Source organism: Thioalkalivibrio nitratireducens DSM 14787 (genome assembly GCF_000321415.2).
GTDB classification, from domain to species: Bacteria; Pseudomonadota; Gammaproteobacteria; order Ectothiorhodospirales; family Ectothiorhodospiraceae; genus Thioalkalivibrio; species Thioalkalivibrio nitratireducens.
Window position 1 is genome coordinate 1,965,311 of the sequence record NC_019902.2, and the last position, 14,379, is coordinate 1,979,689.

A 14,379-nucleotide genomic window follows, 5' to 3' on the forward strand; every position below is an offset into this window, starting at 1 on the left:
ACTCGCCGGGGCATTGCGAACGCCGCATGGCGGATGACGCTGCGCTCTTCCGCCCTACGGATCCCCCGAGACGCGAGGCGTTGTGCCTGTGGCACAACCTACGGCGACTGGGCAGTTGCGGCCTGGAACGAACAGGGTGGACGTACGGGGCGGCCGGATTGCCTTGCCGACAGGGCGCGGGCAAGCGCGTCGTCGCGTCCATAGAGATCGGGACGGAACACGACCTCGCCACGGTCGTCGACACTGGCGGTCCAGTAGGCGATCAGGATCGGCACCGGGCGCGTCAGGTCGAAATTCACGGTGCGCCGGCCCGCGCGCAATGCCTCGACCCGCTCGGCTTCGTCATCGGTCCCGTCCGCGACCAGGAGGTCGACGAGTTCCATCGCCCGTTCGACGCGAACGCAGCCGGAACTGAACGCGCGCTGATCGGCGGCGAACAGTTGCTGATTGGGAGTGTCGTGCAGGTACACATGGAAGGGATTCGGAAAACGGATCGCCACACGCCCCAGTGCGCTGTGTGGCCCCGCGTCCTGGCGGAGCATGATACCGCCAGGATCGGTCCAGTCCACGCTTTCCGGCGGCAGTTCGTTCCCGGCACGATCGAGCACCCGGATCCGGTTGCGCTCCAGGTAGCCGATGTCACGGCGGATCTCGGGCAGCGCGTCGTTGCGCAGGATCGTCGGCGGGATGGTCCAGGTCGGGTTGAATGTCAGGTGCGTGATCTCGGATTTCAGCATCGGGGTCCGGCGCGTCGGCTGGCCGACCTGGGCGCGGGAGTTCCAGACCGCCTCGCCGTGGCGGAAGTACCAGATCCGGGCCCCGGCAACGTCCACCAGCAGGTAGATGTCTTCCTGCTCCCCGGCCAGCCAGCGCATCCTCTCGAGGTTGACCGCGATCTGCGCGCGCCGGGCTTCCGGCGACGTATTCAGTGCCTCGAGCGTCGCCGGCCCGACGATTGCATCGACCGCCAGGCCGTGCATCTGCTGGAAGTCCGCGACGGCCTTGGCCAGTGCGGCATCGTAGCGCTCGACCGGAGCGCCGGACTCCACGCTGCTGTCGAAACCTGCAGCCTCCAGTCGCGCGCGGAGCGCCGGCACGGGTGCAGGGTGAGCGGCTGACCCGGCAAATGCCTCCAGTCGCGCGCGCAGCGCCGGCACGCGCCCGTCGGTCATGCCTTCGCGCAACAGCGGCCCGTCCGGGATACGGTGCCAGTCGGTGTCCTCTGCCTGCCTCCGGAGCCGGGAATGGGCTTCGCGCAGCAGATGGTATTCGCGTGACGCGGGGCGCGCGCGGGCGAAGCCGGCGGCGACGTCGTCGGGCGTGCTGACCGCGATCTCCATCAGCCGCTCGCAGTCCGGCTCCGCGCGGCGCACGCCCGGGGCGCGCCACAAGGGTTCCATCCGGGCCGGGTCCAGGCTCCCCAGCGCCAGGTCGAAGAACGCGCTCAGGTACGCATCCGTGGCCAGTAGGTCGAGACAGGCGACGTCGTGCACCGCGTGCTGCTCGTCCGCCCGATGCCGGCGGATCGCCGCGGCGCCATACGACCGCGGATCCAGTCCGTCATCGACCAGCCCATCCAGGGCCCGAAGCAGTTGATCCAGGCGGTCGCCCGTGTTCCAGAACGGCCGGTAGTCCCGGTCGCGATAGAAACGTGCCAGCGCACCGGGTTCCCACCACTCCGACCGGTGGTCCCCGGGCGCCGTGCAACGCATTGCGGCCGGAGACGCAACCAGTGCCATCCGAATCCGGTCTGCGGTGGTCTCCCCGCCATGGTCGACTGCCGTCACCGCCGCGGGCAGCAGCACAACGAGCAGGGCCAGCATGTATCCGAGCGCCACCAACGGTTTTTCTCGCCTCCCGGGGCTGGTACCATGTCGCGCCAAACGCGGCGGCCGAAGGGGCCCGCCGCATCCGGACCGGCGCCTGGCGGCCACCACGACCCTGTATGGAGTGGACCGCGCGATGCGCCATTGTGTTCATTTCGTGGATCGGGCAGTTGGCGCTCTCGCGTGCCCGCCCGGTGATCCGCACCAACCCGATTTCAGGAAGGTACCGAATGCCGATGACCCTGCGCCGGCTGCTGCTGGCAGCCGCGATCGCCTTTTTGTTGTGGAACCCGGCGGCAGCGACGACTGCCGATCGTGCCCTGGTGGAAACGCTCGCCGCCGAGGCCCCGGCACTGAACCGCGTGGTGCTGGCCAAGGCCGTTGCTGCGATGCACTGCGCAATCACCAGCGGGACGGGCCCGGCCGAGCGGCTGGCGGTAATCGACTTCTCGTTGCCCTCCTCCGAACCGCGGCTGTGGATCTTCGACCTGCACAGCCGGGCGCTGCTGCTCGAGGAACTCGTCGCCCACGGACAGGGTTCCGGCGACAACCTCGCGACCCGGTTCTCCAACGTCAGGGGCAGCCACCAGTCCAGTATCGGCCTGTTCCGCACCCAGGAAAGCTATTACGGGCGCCACGGCTACTCGCTGCGGATGGACGGCCTGGAGCCGGGCATCAACGACAACGCCCGCACCCGCGCGATCGTGATCCATGCGGCCGATTACGTCGATCCCGCCTGGATCGAACGGCAGGGCCGCATCGGGCGCAGCCAGGGCTGCCCTGCCGTGCGCCCCGAGATCGCCGACGCGGTTGTCGATCACCTGAAGGACGGGCAGTTCATGTTCTCGTACTATCCGGATCAGGAGTGGCTGGCGTCGTCCGAGTATCTGAACTGCCAGCCCGAGCTCCTGGCGAGCCTGATGCAGCCCTGAGCACCACGCCGCGGTGGCAGCCCTGCGGGGGACCTGCCACCGGGGATTTCGGGGCTGCGGGCGAAGCCTTAGAGAACGGGACTGGATGACAACTCCCGACCATGGCATCCTTGCGCGCCATGCGCATCCTGATCCGAACCTTCTTCCGCGCACTGCGTGCAGTGCTGACCCCCATCCTGCTTCTGGGTGACAAGTTGACCACACCGAAGAGCATGGAGCGCGACCCGGCTGAACAGGCAAAGGTGGATGCCGAAACCCGGCACTTGGCCCTGTATCAGTTCGTCGCCTGCCCGTTCTGCGTAAAGACGCGCCGTGCGATCAAGCGCCTGGGGCTGAATATCGAACTGCGTGACGCGCAGCTCGACACCGAGCACCGGCAGGCGCTACTCGAGGGCGGCGGCAAGATTCAGGTGCCCTGCCTGCGCATTGAACATCCGGACGGCCGGGTGGAATGGATGTACGAATCCTCGGACATCATCCAATACCTCGAGGAACGTTTCGGCAATCCGGGCGCCGCCGTCACCCGTTGACGGAACGACGCTCACCGTTCGCATCCCGCCGGCCCATAGGGAGGAGGACGCGTGGATGTTCGCGCAGGCGTGTCACGGTCGTCAGGGTCGCGCCCGGTCGGCCGATAGTCTGCGCCCTCCCCTGCGTTTTCCGGGCCAACCATGCGAAGTAGACAACGGGATTCTTTTGACCGGCCTGGCGAACCGGCGCAGGCAGCGGGCCACGACGCGCGGACCGATCCCCTCGACGGTTGCCGGTAACCCCCGGCGTTACAGCCAGCCCAGCACTACCCCGGGGAAGACACCCACCAGCACCACTGCCGCAACGAGCAACAGCGCAGCGGCAGCCGCATGGCCGCTCGCCGGTTCGGTGCGCGGATGCGACGCCGCCGGATTCATGAACATGTACTGGATGACCCGCAGGTACAGGTAGATGCCCAGATAGCTCGCGATCAATCCGATCACCGCGACCGCGACCAGGCCCGCGTCCATCACGGTGCGGAAGATCAGGAACTTGGCAACGAAGCCGGGGAACGGCGGGATGCCGGCGAGCGACAGCATCGCGACCGCGATCAGGATCGCCGCACGTGGGTCGCGATGGTACAGGCCCTTCAGACTGTTCAGGCGGTCGCGCAGCCAGTCTTCGCCGCTGGGCAGGCAGGCCAGCGCGAGCAGCGTCGTCAGCCCGTAGACGAGCACGTAGAAGGCCATCGCCTCGAATCGCGCGTCTGGCAGCCCGAGCAGGGCCAGGAACAGGTAGCCGGCGTGGGCGATCGACGAATACGCGATCAGGCGCCGGAACCCTTGCTGGCGCATCGCCGCGAGGTTGCCCCAGACCATCGACAGCAGCGGCAGCGCGATCAGCACCGCAACCAGCCCCGGTCCGGCACCGGCCGGCCCGAACAGCCGCACCAGCGCCAGCACGACCGCAGCTTTCACGATCGTCGCCATGAACGCGGTGGCCGGAACGCTGGCACCCTCGTACGCGTCCGGCGCCCAGGCATGGAACGGAACGATCGCCGCCTTGAGCATGAATGCCGCAACCACCAGCACCACCGCGCCCCGAGCGAGAACGTCGCCACTGGCCAGCGCGGCGCGGAAATCGTCGACCGTCAGTCCGCCGGTGGCGCCGAGGGTCAGCGACACGCCCATCAGCAGCACCGCGGTACCGACACCGCCGAGCACGAGGTACTTGAGCGCGGCCTCCGCGCTCTCCGGCCGGCGGAACGTCAGCACGACCAGCGCGTACAGCGGCAACGACAGCAGCTCCAGCCCGAAGAACAACATCACCAGGCTGTCTGCCGACAGCAGCAACCCGGCGCCATAGAGCGAGGCCAGCAGCAGCATCGCGAAACGGCCGTCGAAGCGCTCGGCGCGCGCCAGGAAGAGCACCGGCACGGCCAGCCCGAACAGCAGTGTCTTTGCCGCGAACGCGTCGGCGTCGACCGAGAAATGCCCGGGGAACGGTGCGCCCGCGTGGCCAGCAGTGTGCAGCGAGAAGGCAGCGGCACCGGCCGCGAGTACGGTGATCAGCGCCGGCATGAACGGGTCACGCGGCCGACTGGACACCAGGTCGATCGTCAGGATCGCGAGGATGCCGAGCAGCAGCAGGTGCTCGGGCAGCGCGGCGAGCAGCAGGCCGTCCGGGGTCATTGCCGATCCTCCCCGCCTTGCGCCGGCAACACCCGCTGCTGGTACTCGATGACCGCCTGCTCGGTCTTCTGCAGGAAGCCGTTCGGGAACAGGCCGATGTAGAAGATCGCGGCGACCAGCGCACCGAGGATGCCCATCTCGCGCAGGCTGAGGTCTCGCAATACACCGCCATCGGCCTCGGGTGCGCGCGGCCCGCCGAACAGCAGCCGCCGCACGAGACGCAGCATGTACAACGCACCGAGCACGATGCCGAGCACCGCCGCCGACGCAAGCGCCAACGGATACGTGATTCCCTGCTCGAACTGCGGCCACGCCGCGTGAAACGCCCCGAGCAGCACCAGGAACTCGCCGGTGAAGCCGCTGGTCGTCGGCAGGCCGATCGCGGCGAGCGTCAGCAGCATCAAGAACACCGAGTACACCGGCAGCAGCTTCGCGAACCCGCCATAGGCGGCGAGGTCGCGGCTGTGGCAGCGCTCGTAGATCATGCCGACCATCAGAAACAGCCCACCCGCGACGAGCCCGTGGCTGACCATCTGGATGATCGCGCCCTGCACGCCGAGCAGGCTGTAGCTGACCAGCCCCAGCATCACGTAGCCGAGGTGGCTCACCGACGAGTAGGCGATGATTTTCTTGATGTCGTCCTGCACCAATGCTAGCCCCGCGCCGTAGATGATGCTGAGCACCGCCAGCGTCATGATCAGCGGCGTCGCGAGTTGCGCTGCGTCGGGAAACAGCGGAAAGCCCAGCTTCAGGAACCCGTAGGTGCCCATCTTCAGCAGCACGCCGGCCAGGATGACCGAGCCGGCTGTCGGCGCCTCGACGTGCGCGTCCGGCAGCCAGGTATGCAGCGGCACCATCGGCACCTTGATCGCGAACGACAGCGCGAACGCGGCCAGCAGCAGGAGCTGCACATCCACCGCGAGGCCGAGATCGTACAGGTCGGTGAACGCGAACGACGGGGTGCCGTCCTGGGCGAGCACCGTGAACGCGAGGTAGATCACCGCGGCCAGCATCAGGATGCTGCCGAACGCCGTGTACAGAAAGAACTTCAGCGTCGCGTAGATACGCCGCTCGCCGCCCCAGATCCCGATGATCAGGAACATCGGGATCAGCATCGCTTCCCAGAACAGGTAGAAGAGGAACAGATCCTGCGCCAGGAAGGTGCCGAGCATCGTGAACTGCAGGAACAGCACCATGCCGTGGAAGAGCTTCACGTCCCGCGTGGTCGAGGTAAATGCACCGGCGACGACCAGCGGCCCGAGGAAGGCGGTGAGCAGCACCAGCAACAGGTTCAGCCCGTCGAGGCCGACGTGGTAATGCACGCCCCAGGCCGGAATCCACGGAATGCGCGTCTCGAACTGCAGCCCCGGCACACCGGCTTCGAACTGCAGGTAGAGCCAGGCTGCCAGCACGAGCTGCGCGGTGAGCACCAGCAGCGACAGCCCGCGCACCATATCCGGCCGGCGCTCCGGCAGCGCGAGCAGCAACACGCCGCCGAGCACCGGCAGGAACAGCAGCAGGTTCACCGCGATGATCTCAGACATGGCGCCACATCCAGATCAGTACCGCGGCCAGCCCGAACAGCGTGATCCAGGCGTACCAGTGGAGACTTCCGCTCTGCACCCGCGTCAGCGCCGCGGCCCCCGCGCGGGCGAGCGCCGCGAGGCCATGCAGGGTGCCATCCAGCAGGATCCGGTCGCCCAGGCGCAGGAAGACCCGGTCGGACACCCAGCGCCAGGGCCGCGTGAGCAGGCGGGCGTAAAGCTCGTCCACGAAATACTTGCCCTCCAGCACGCGATGCAGGCGCGTTGCCCGCGCCCAGAGGGCCTCGGCAGGCCGCCCACCGTCGCGGTACAGCACCCAGGCGCCGATCAGGCCGAGCAGTGCGAGTTGCACCGCGAACACCACCTGCGCGAAATGCAGCCCCGCACGTTCGGGCAACAGCTCGGGCAGCGGCAGCAGCGGCTCCAGATACTGCGGCAATGCGAACCAGCCCGCGATCACCGAAAAGAACGCGAGCACTACCAGCACACCGGTCATCGTGACCGGCGACTCGTGCACGTGGCGCTCGGTCTCCGGTGCCATCCGCGAGCGACCGAGGAACACGAGCCACAGCAGCCGGAACATGTACAGCGCGGTTAGCAGCGCGGTCAAAGACCCGAGCGCCCAGAGCCAGGCGGCACCGCCCTGCCCGCTCGCGAGCGCGAACCACAGAATCTCGTCCTTCGAGAAGAAACCGGCCAGCGGCGGCAGTCCGGCGATCGCGGCGGTCGCGATCGCGAAGGTCGCAAAGGTCCAGGGGATAGGCCGCGCCAGCCCGCCCATCCGGCGGATGTCCTGCTCGCCGTTCAACGCGTGGATCACGCTGCCGGCACCGAGGAACAGCGCGGCCTTGAAGAAGGCGTGCGTGAACAGGTGAAACACCGCCACACCGTAGGCACCGACGCCGAGCGCGAGGAACATGAAGCCGAGCTGCGAGATCGTCGAATACGCCAGCACTTTCTTGATGTCGGTCTGCACCAGCGCGATGGTCGCGGCCAGGAACGCGGTCAACACCCCGATCACCGCGATCAGCGTGGAAGCGGCCGGTGTCTCCAGGTACACACCGGACAGCCGCGCGACCAGATACACGCCCGCGGTGACCATCGTCGCCGCATGGATCAGCGCGGAGACCGGCGTCGGACCCGCCATCGCGTCCGGCAGCCAGACATGCAGCGGGATCTGCGCCGACTTGCCGGTCGCGCCGATGAACAGCAGGATCCCGGCGGCGGTCGCGATTCCCGCCGGGATCAACCCGGCGCCGAAGGCTTCGTTGATCCCATCCATCTCCAATGTGCCGGCGAAGACGAACACCAGGAACATGCCGAGCAGAAAGCCGGCGTCGCCGACGCGGTTGGTGATGAAGGCCTTGCGCCCGGCGCGCGCCTTCGCGGCGTCCTGGAACCAGAAGCCGATCAGCAGGTACGATGCGAGACCCACCCCCTCCCAGCCGACGAACAGCACCAGCAGCGAGCGGCCGAGCACCAGCAGCAGCATGAAGAACAGGAACAGGTTCAGGTACGCGAAGTAGCGCGCGTAGCCCTCGTCGCCCTTCATGTAGCCGATCGAATACAGGTGGATCAGCGCCCCGACCCCGGTCACGATCAGTGCCATCACCGCGCTCAGGCGGTCGAGGTAGAAAGACACCTCGAACACGTACTCGCCGACCACCGCCCAGGTAAACACGGTCTCGACGATCGGCGCCCCGCCGCCGGCCTCCAGCGTGCGCCAGGCCCAGAGCGCGGTGACGAAGGCCAGAAACGGCAGGCCCACGCCCACCGCGTTCACGAACCCGGTACCGAACCGCCGGCCGAACACGCCGTTCAGCACGAATCCGGCCAGCGGCAGCAGCACGAGCAGGGTCAGCATCCCGTCCATCGCCCTAGCCCTTCAACCGGGCGTACGCGCCCGGATCCAGCGTGTGGCCCGCGCGCACCAGCAGCAGCACGATCGGCACCGCGATCGCGATCTCGGCCGCCGCCACCGTGAACACCAGAAACATCAGCACCGCACCGGCCTCGGCGCCGAGCAGCTGCGTGAACACCGCGAGACTCAGCAGTACGCCATTCAGCATCAGTTCCAGGAACATCAGCATCACCAGCAGGTTGCGGCGAACGATCACGCCGACCAGACCCAGCGTGAACAGGATTCCCGAAACCGCCAGCAGCAGGTTGGCGTCAGCCATGCTTCCCCTCCTCGCCGCGGCGCAGCTGCGCGGCCCGGGCTGCGGCCTGGTCCTCCCCCCGGCGCCGGATCTCGATCACCGCGCTGGCCGCGATCTCCGCGACCAGCAGCAACACCGCCGCCAGCGCGAAAAACACCCAGTACTCGTCCATGAACGCGGTCGCGAAGGCACCGACGCTGAACGTGTCTGCAGGCACGTCGACCGCGACGATCGGCTCGCCCCGCAGCAGCCCGTCGACCAGCACGCCGGCCAGCAGCAGGAGGCCCGCAAGCCCGGCGACGAGCAGCGGCGAGAACCGTTCGGTGAACGAGCGATCGCGCACGTCGAGCAGCATGATCGCGTAGACCATGAACACCATCACCGCGCCGACGTAGATCAATACCTGGAACACCGCGATCACGTGCAGCCCGAGCTGGGCATAGATCGCGGCCAGTGACAGCATCGTGCCGATCAGCGCCAGCGCGACCCGCATCGGGTGGCGCAGGAAGAACAGCGCCACCGCCCCGGCCAGCGCGCCGAACGAGAAGATGCCGAGAAACACGGTTTCGATCGTCATCCCTTTCCCCCGTTGGTCGGCGCAGGCCCGCGACCCCCGGTTACGCCCTTTCGCGTGCAAGGCACGCTCCCACATATCTCTGCGAAGGCTGTAGGCCTCATGGATGGCATCGCCATCGGTGCGGTCGTCGGATTCTGGCAACATCTGCGCCCAAGAAAGGACGTTCTGGCACCGATCGTTGCGATGCGATCCATATCAGGAACGTGCCTTGCACGCGCACGCGCCGCAGGCGCGCATCCGGCAACGGCAGACCGCCCCGGAAAGAACACCCCGCGGAACCCGATCATCGGTTCCCCCTGGGCATGGCATCGGCGGCTTCACCACCGCTGCCGTCTTTCGGCGGGTAGGGCTTCGCCGCGTCACGGGCCGGCTGCCAGCTGAGCAGCTCTTCCTTGCCGAGCCACATTCCCGCGCGGCGATCGGGTACCGGGAACCCGGGAACCGTGGGCACCATCCGGATCGCGTCTTCCGGGCAGACCTCGACGCAGAAGCCGCAGAAAATGCAGCGCGAGTAATCGATCTCGAAGCGCTCGGGGTATTTCGGGTGCGCCGGGTCGTCGGGGTCGAAGCCGGCCTCGATTTCGATCACCCGCGCCGGGCACACGGTCGCGCAGAGATTGCAGGCGATGCACTGCGGGCGGCCGTCCGGGCGCTGTGTCAGCACGTGCTTGCCGCGGTTGTGGCGCGCGTAGTCGGCGCGGATCTCCTCCGGGTAATACGCGGTCAAGGCCCCCTTCTTGCCTGTCATCCAGCGCTTCATGTTGCGCAGAAACACGCCGCCGGTGACCGAAAGCCCGCGCACCACCTCGAACAGGTAGAAGCTCTCCCACCACCCGAGCTTCGGCTCGTTCCAGTACTTGCGCCGCCGGTCGATCACTTGTGGGCGGGTCTTTCGGCCGGCCGGCTGTCCGCGTTGCGGTGCGTTCATACGCACCCCCCACGCCACTGCGTAGGGCGGAAGAGCGCAGCGTCATCCGCCACACCGCTGCGGGTGAAACCGCATACCCCGGTGCAGGCGCAGGCGCCGGAACGGCGGATGACGGCCTTCGGCCTCTTCCGCCCTACGCATCCGCTCACCCCATCGGGCCTCCGGTCTTGTGGTCCTTGCCAAACCTTCGAGGGTGGGACCGGGGTGGGGACAACCGGACCGTAGGAGGCCATGGATGGCCGACTTCGAGCGCCCATGGACGGCTTGAGCGGGTCCGGCTGTCCCCAGCCCGGTCCCGCCCCTGCCCCTGCCCCGGCCCAGGTTCCGGGCCGAGAAGCCGCTGCAAACCTGACCCCACCCATCACGATCCCACCCCCCGCAGTGCCCAGACGGCGATCGCGGTCACCGCCAGGTTGATCAGCGCGAGCGGCAGCAGGAAGCGCCACGCGAAACGCAGCAGCTGGTCGTAGCGAAAGCGCGGCAGGGACCAGCGCACAAGGATCAGGAACCCGCACATCAGGAAGACCTTCACCCAGAAGGTTGTGATCTGCAGGATCACCACCAGCACGTGCGGCAGCGCGATCTCGAATCCGCCGGGCAGCAGGAAGCCCGCGTCGTTCATGTACGGCAGGTTGTAGCCGCCGAGGAACAATGTGGTGAACAGCGCGGCGATGATCGCGATGTGGATGAATTCCGCGAACATGAACAGGCCCATCTTCATCGCGCTGTATTCGGTGAAGTAGCCGGCGATCAGCTCCGACTCGGCTTCCGGGAGGTCGAAGGGGATGCGCTGGTTTTCCGCCTGCGCCGCAACCAGGAACAGGATCGCCGCGAACGGCTGCACGAAGATCCCCCAGGCCGGCAGGAACCCGAACAGAAGCCCCGACTGCTGCTCGACGATGCTGACCAGGTTCACCGTGCCGTAGATCAGGATCAGCCCGATCACGGTCAGCCCGATCACCACTTCGTAGGAGATCATCTGCGAGCCGGCGCGCACCGCGCCGAGCAGCGAGAACTTGTTGTTCGACGACCAGCCCGCGAGCATTGCACCGATCACCGCGATGCCACCGAGCGCGAACACGATCAGCAGTCCGGCATCGAGCGGCGCCACCTGCATCGCGTAGCTGCGTTCGCCGAACCACTCGGAAGGGCCCTCGAACCAGCCAAAGAAGGTGCCGGGGGCCAGTTCCCCGCCGAACGGAATCACCGCGAACACCGCCATCACCGGCACGAACGCGAACCACGGCGCGAGCGCGTAGGCGACGCGGTCGTACGACTGCGGCTTCCAGTCCTCCTTCAACAGCATCTTCAGCCCGTCGGCGAGACCGTGGAACAGGCCCCACCAGACCAGCTTCACCTGCGTGAACGGGATGCGCAGGTAGGCGCGGTTGGCGCCGATCCGGTCGGACATGATCGCGGCCTGCTTGCGCTCGACCCAGGTCAGGATCAGTCCGACCGTCATCAGCATCAGCACCGCGTAGACGATGAACACGCCGTGCACGACCAGATCCTGCATCATGCCGTGCTCCCCGGCGGTGCTGCCAGTAGCGGGAACAGGGTCTCGGCGTCGATCACGCCGTCGGGACGCCAGCAGCAGGGTTCGAACGCGCTGACCACACCTTGGAAGTTCGTGTAATGCCCGCGCCGCTCGGTCTGGATGCTCAGCGGGATGAACACGTCGGCGTAACCGTTCTCCGGCGCGAGCCAGGAACCAAGCAGAACGATCTTCGCACCGCGCGGGAACGCACCGAAGTCCGCTCCCTCACCCCAGACCAGGACCAGCTCCGTGTCCGCGGAGATCTCCGTCGGGGAGTCGCCGAACAGCGATCGGGCCGCGCGCGTGTTCGGGTTCTTGTCCGCGCGGATCAGCAGGTCGTCCTCGACCACCTCGCCGTCCTGCGGGAGGTGGTCCGGTTTCACGAAGGTGGTGAAATTCGCCACCAGTGCACTGTGGAACGCACGCAACTCCTCGTTCGATCCCCCGCTCGAAACCAGCGCGACCCGACGCCCCGACGCGCGGATCAATTCCCGGGCCGCCTCGATCGCCCGCGTCGTCGTCACCGGCTCGCCCTTGAGCATCGCGACCTCGGCCCGCGGCCGCTCCAGCGCACCGCCGAGGTCACGGCCCTTGTTGCAGATCCAGGGTCCGTTGACGCGCGGGTTTTCCAGCGGCGTGACGCGCAGGATCCGGGTATTGTGACGGGGATCCAGGCCCTTCACACGCCACTCGGGCTTGCGGTGCCAGAGCTGCACGGTGCAGCCGCGCGCGCAGCCCGGGCAAACCGACGGCGTCGGCTCCAGGTACCAGGCACGGGCTTGGTACAGGAACGAGCGCGACAGCAAGGCGCCGACCGGGCAGATGTCGATCACGTTGTCCGAGTAGGGGTCGTCGTCGAGCGTGCGGTCCTCGGCGGGTCGCACCAGCGCGGAATCGCCGCGGTACTCGATTCCGAGCACGTTCGACTGCGACACCTCGCGGGTGAAACGCACGCAGCGCGAGCAGAGGATGCAGCGCTCATTGTCGAGGATGATCCGATCGGACAGCGGGTAGAACTTGGTCGAATGCAGCTTCGGGTCCTGCGACAGCGCCGGCTCGCCGTTGTAGGCGTAATGGTAGTCCTGCAAGGTGCACTCGCCGGCCTTGTCGCAGATGCCGCAGTCGACCGGGTGGTTCAGCAGGATGAACTGCAGCATCGCCTTGCGCTGGGCGCGCACCGGCTCGGAGTCGGTCTGGACGCGCATGCCGTCGACCACCGGCATGTTGCAGGCGATGTTGACCCCCCTGCCCTCCTGCTCGACCACACACACGCGGCAGTTGCCGACGATCGACAGCTCCGGATGCCAGCAGAAATGCGGCACGTAGAAGCCGTTGGCGAGCGCCGCCTGCAACACCGTGCGGTGCTCGCCGGTCTCCACCGCCTCGCCGTTGATGAAGATCACCGGCATTCGAGGTTCCCCCCGAACTTCGAATGCCGGTGTTCGATGAAGTACTCGAACTCGTCGCGGAAATTGTCGAGCATCGCGGTCGCCGCGTAGCCCGCGGCATCGCCGAGGCCGCAGATCGTGGTGCCATCGTTGAAACGGGCGACGTGGTAAAGCGTGTCGATGTCCTCGGGACGGCCCTGGCCCGCGACGATCCGGTCGATCACGCGGTGCATCCAGCCGGTGCCCTCGCGGCAGGGCGTGCACTGCCCGCAGGACTCGTGGTGGTAGAAACGCAGCATGATCTGCAGCAGGCGCACCATGCAGGTGCCTTCGGCAATCACGATCATCCCGCCGGACCCGAGCGACGAACCCGCGGCGCGCAGTTTCTCGTGATCGAGCGTCAGGTCCTCGACCTCGCCCGCGGTCAGCACCTTCGCGTCCTTCCCGGTCAGCACAGCCGACGAGATGCCGCCCGGGATCACCGCTTTCAGCGCCTTGTTGCAGAGCAGTCCGCCGCAATCCTCGTGCAGGAACTTCGCCCAGGAATAACCGAGTTCCACCTCGTACACGCCCGGCTTGCGGATATGCCCGGAGACCGAGATCAGCCGGGTGCCCGGGCTTTTCTCGGTGCCGATTTCCCGGAATGCCCGCGCGCCGTTGCGGACGATCCACGCGACGCTCGCGAGCGTCTCGACGTTGTTCACCACCGTCGGCGCCTGGTACAGGCCGCGCACGGTCATCCGCGGCGGCCGGTTGCGCGGATACGCACGGGTGCCCTCGATCGAGCCCAGCAGCGACGACGCCTCGCCACAGACGTAGGCACCGGCACCGCGGAAAACGAACAGGTCGCAGGCAAACCCGCTGCCCAGGATGTTCTCGCCGAAAAGCCCCTCGGCATAGGCTTCCTCGACGGCCGCGTCGAGGCGCCGCCAGGGCCGATCGTACTCGCCGCGGATGTACACGAACGCGTGGCGCACCCCGAGCGCATAGCTCGCGAGCAGCATGGATTCGAGCAGGGCGTGCGGGTCGAACTCGAGCACCCAGCGGTCCTTGAACGTCCCCGGTTCGCCCTCGTCGGCGTTCGCGATCAGGTAGTGTGGCTGGCCGTCGTCGGGATCGATCCCCTGCCACTTGCGCCCGGCCGGAAAGGCCGCCCCGCCGCGCCCCTGGATTCCCGAATCGACGACCTCCTGCGTGACGTCACGCGGCCGCATCGTCTGCAGCGCCTTCGCCAGCGCCCGGTAGCCGCCGCGCGCGCGGTACGCAGCCAGCGTGTGCGAGTCCGCGGTCACCTCGAAGTCCATCAGCACCTTGCGCCCGGTCATG

General features: G+C 67.5%; 12 protein-coding genes. 2 read left to right on the forward strand and 10 right to left on the reverse strand.

Going from position 1 to position 14,379, the window contains the following annotated elements:
• Nucleotides 1-98 precede the first annotated feature (98 nt).
• The gene (locus TVNIR_RS09125) at nucleotides 99-1,838 is read right to left on the reverse strand and encodes a L,D-transpeptidase family protein (RefSeq protein ID WP_237251790.1); all 1,740 of its coding nucleotides are present in this window, start codon (nucleotides 1,836-1,838) and stop codon (nucleotides 99-101) included.
• 218 nt (nucleotides 1,839-2,056) lie between these two features.
• On the opposite strand from TVNIR_RS09125, the gene TVNIR_RS09130 reads away from it, so the two are divergent.
• Together TVNIR_RS09130 and TVNIR_RS09135 are read left to right on the forward strand one after the other, a co-directional pair.
• Nucleotides 2,057-2,758: a murein L,D-transpeptidase catalytic domain family protein gene (locus tag TVNIR_RS09130; protein WP_043739555.1), complete on the forward strand. Its 702-nt coding sequence runs from the start codon at nucleotides 2,057-2,059 to the stop codon at nucleotides 2,756-2,758.
• 119 nt (nucleotides 2,759-2,877) lie between these two features.
• A complete protein-coding gene (locus tag TVNIR_RS09135) occupies nucleotides 2,878-3,288 on the forward strand; it encodes a glutaredoxin family protein (RefSeq protein WP_043739556.1) in 411 nt (136 codons plus the stop codon).
• 249 nt (nucleotides 3,289-3,537) lie between these two features.
• Here TVNIR_RS09135 and TVNIR_RS09140 read toward each other — a convergent pair whose 3' ends face one another.
• From TVNIR_RS09140 to nuoF, 9 genes are all read right to left on the reverse strand, one after another.
• The gene (locus TVNIR_RS09140; RefSeq protein WP_015258731.1) at nucleotides 3,538-4,920 is read right to left on the reverse strand and encodes an NADH-quinone oxidoreductase subunit N; all 1,383 of its coding nucleotides are present in this window, start codon (nucleotides 4,918-4,920) and stop codon (nucleotides 3,538-3,540) included.
• Nucleotides 4,917-6,464: a complex I subunit 4 family protein gene (locus tag TVNIR_RS09145; RefSeq protein WP_015258732.1), complete on the reverse strand. Its 1,548-nt coding sequence runs from the start codon at nucleotides 6,462-6,464 to the stop codon at nucleotides 4,917-4,919. The genes TVNIR_RS09140 and TVNIR_RS09145 overlap by 4 nt, the downstream gene beginning before the upstream one ends.
• Nucleotides 6,457-8,337, reverse strand: a complete 1,881-nt coding sequence (nuoL, locus tag TVNIR_RS09150) for an NADH-quinone oxidoreductase subunit L (protein ID WP_015258733.1) — start codon at nucleotides 8,335-8,337, stop codon at nucleotides 6,457-6,459. Before nuoL ends, TVNIR_RS09145 begins: the two co-directional genes overlap by 8 nt.
• A 4-nt stretch (nucleotides 8,338-8,341) precedes the next feature.
• Entirely contained in the window at nucleotides 8,342-8,644 is a 303-nt protein-coding gene (nuoK, locus tag TVNIR_RS09155; protein WP_015258734.1) for an NADH-quinone oxidoreductase subunit NuoK, read from the reverse strand.
• The gene (locus tag TVNIR_RS09160) at nucleotides 8,637-9,200 is read right to left on the reverse strand and encodes an NADH-quinone oxidoreductase subunit J family protein (RefSeq protein ID WP_015258735.1); all 564 of its coding nucleotides are present in this window, start codon (nucleotides 9,198-9,200) and stop codon (nucleotides 8,637-8,639) included. Before TVNIR_RS09160 ends, nuoK begins: the two co-directional genes overlap by 8 nt.
• A gap of 283 nt (nucleotides 9,201-9,483) precedes the next feature.
• A complete protein-coding gene (locus TVNIR_RS09165) occupies nucleotides 9,484-10,128 on the reverse strand; it encodes a NuoI/complex I 23 kDa subunit family protein (protein ID WP_083499418.1) in 645 nt (214 codons plus the stop codon).
• Nucleotides 10,129-10,489: 361 nt separating this feature from the next.
• The gene (locus tag TVNIR_RS09170; RefSeq protein ID WP_015258738.1) at nucleotides 10,490-11,647 is read right to left on the reverse strand and encodes a complex I subunit 1/NuoH family protein; all 1,158 of its coding nucleotides are present in this window, start codon (nucleotides 11,645-11,647) and stop codon (nucleotides 10,490-10,492) included.
• On the reverse strand, nucleotides 11,644-13,074 hold the full coding sequence (locus TVNIR_RS09175) for an NADH-quinone oxidoreductase subunit G (RefSeq protein WP_015258739.1): 1,431 nt from the start codon (nucleotides 13,072-13,074) through the stop codon (nucleotides 11,644-11,646). Before TVNIR_RS09175 ends, TVNIR_RS09170 begins: the two co-directional genes overlap by 4 nt.
• Complete coding sequence (gene nuoF / locus TVNIR_RS09180) at nucleotides 13,065-14,378, reverse strand: NADH-quinone oxidoreductase subunit NuoF (RefSeq protein ID WP_015258740.1); 1,314 nt, start codon at nucleotides 14,376-14,378, stop codon at nucleotides 13,065-13,067. The genes TVNIR_RS09175 and nuoF overlap by 10 nt, the downstream gene beginning before the upstream one ends.
• Nucleotide 14,379 lies beyond the last annotated feature (1 nt).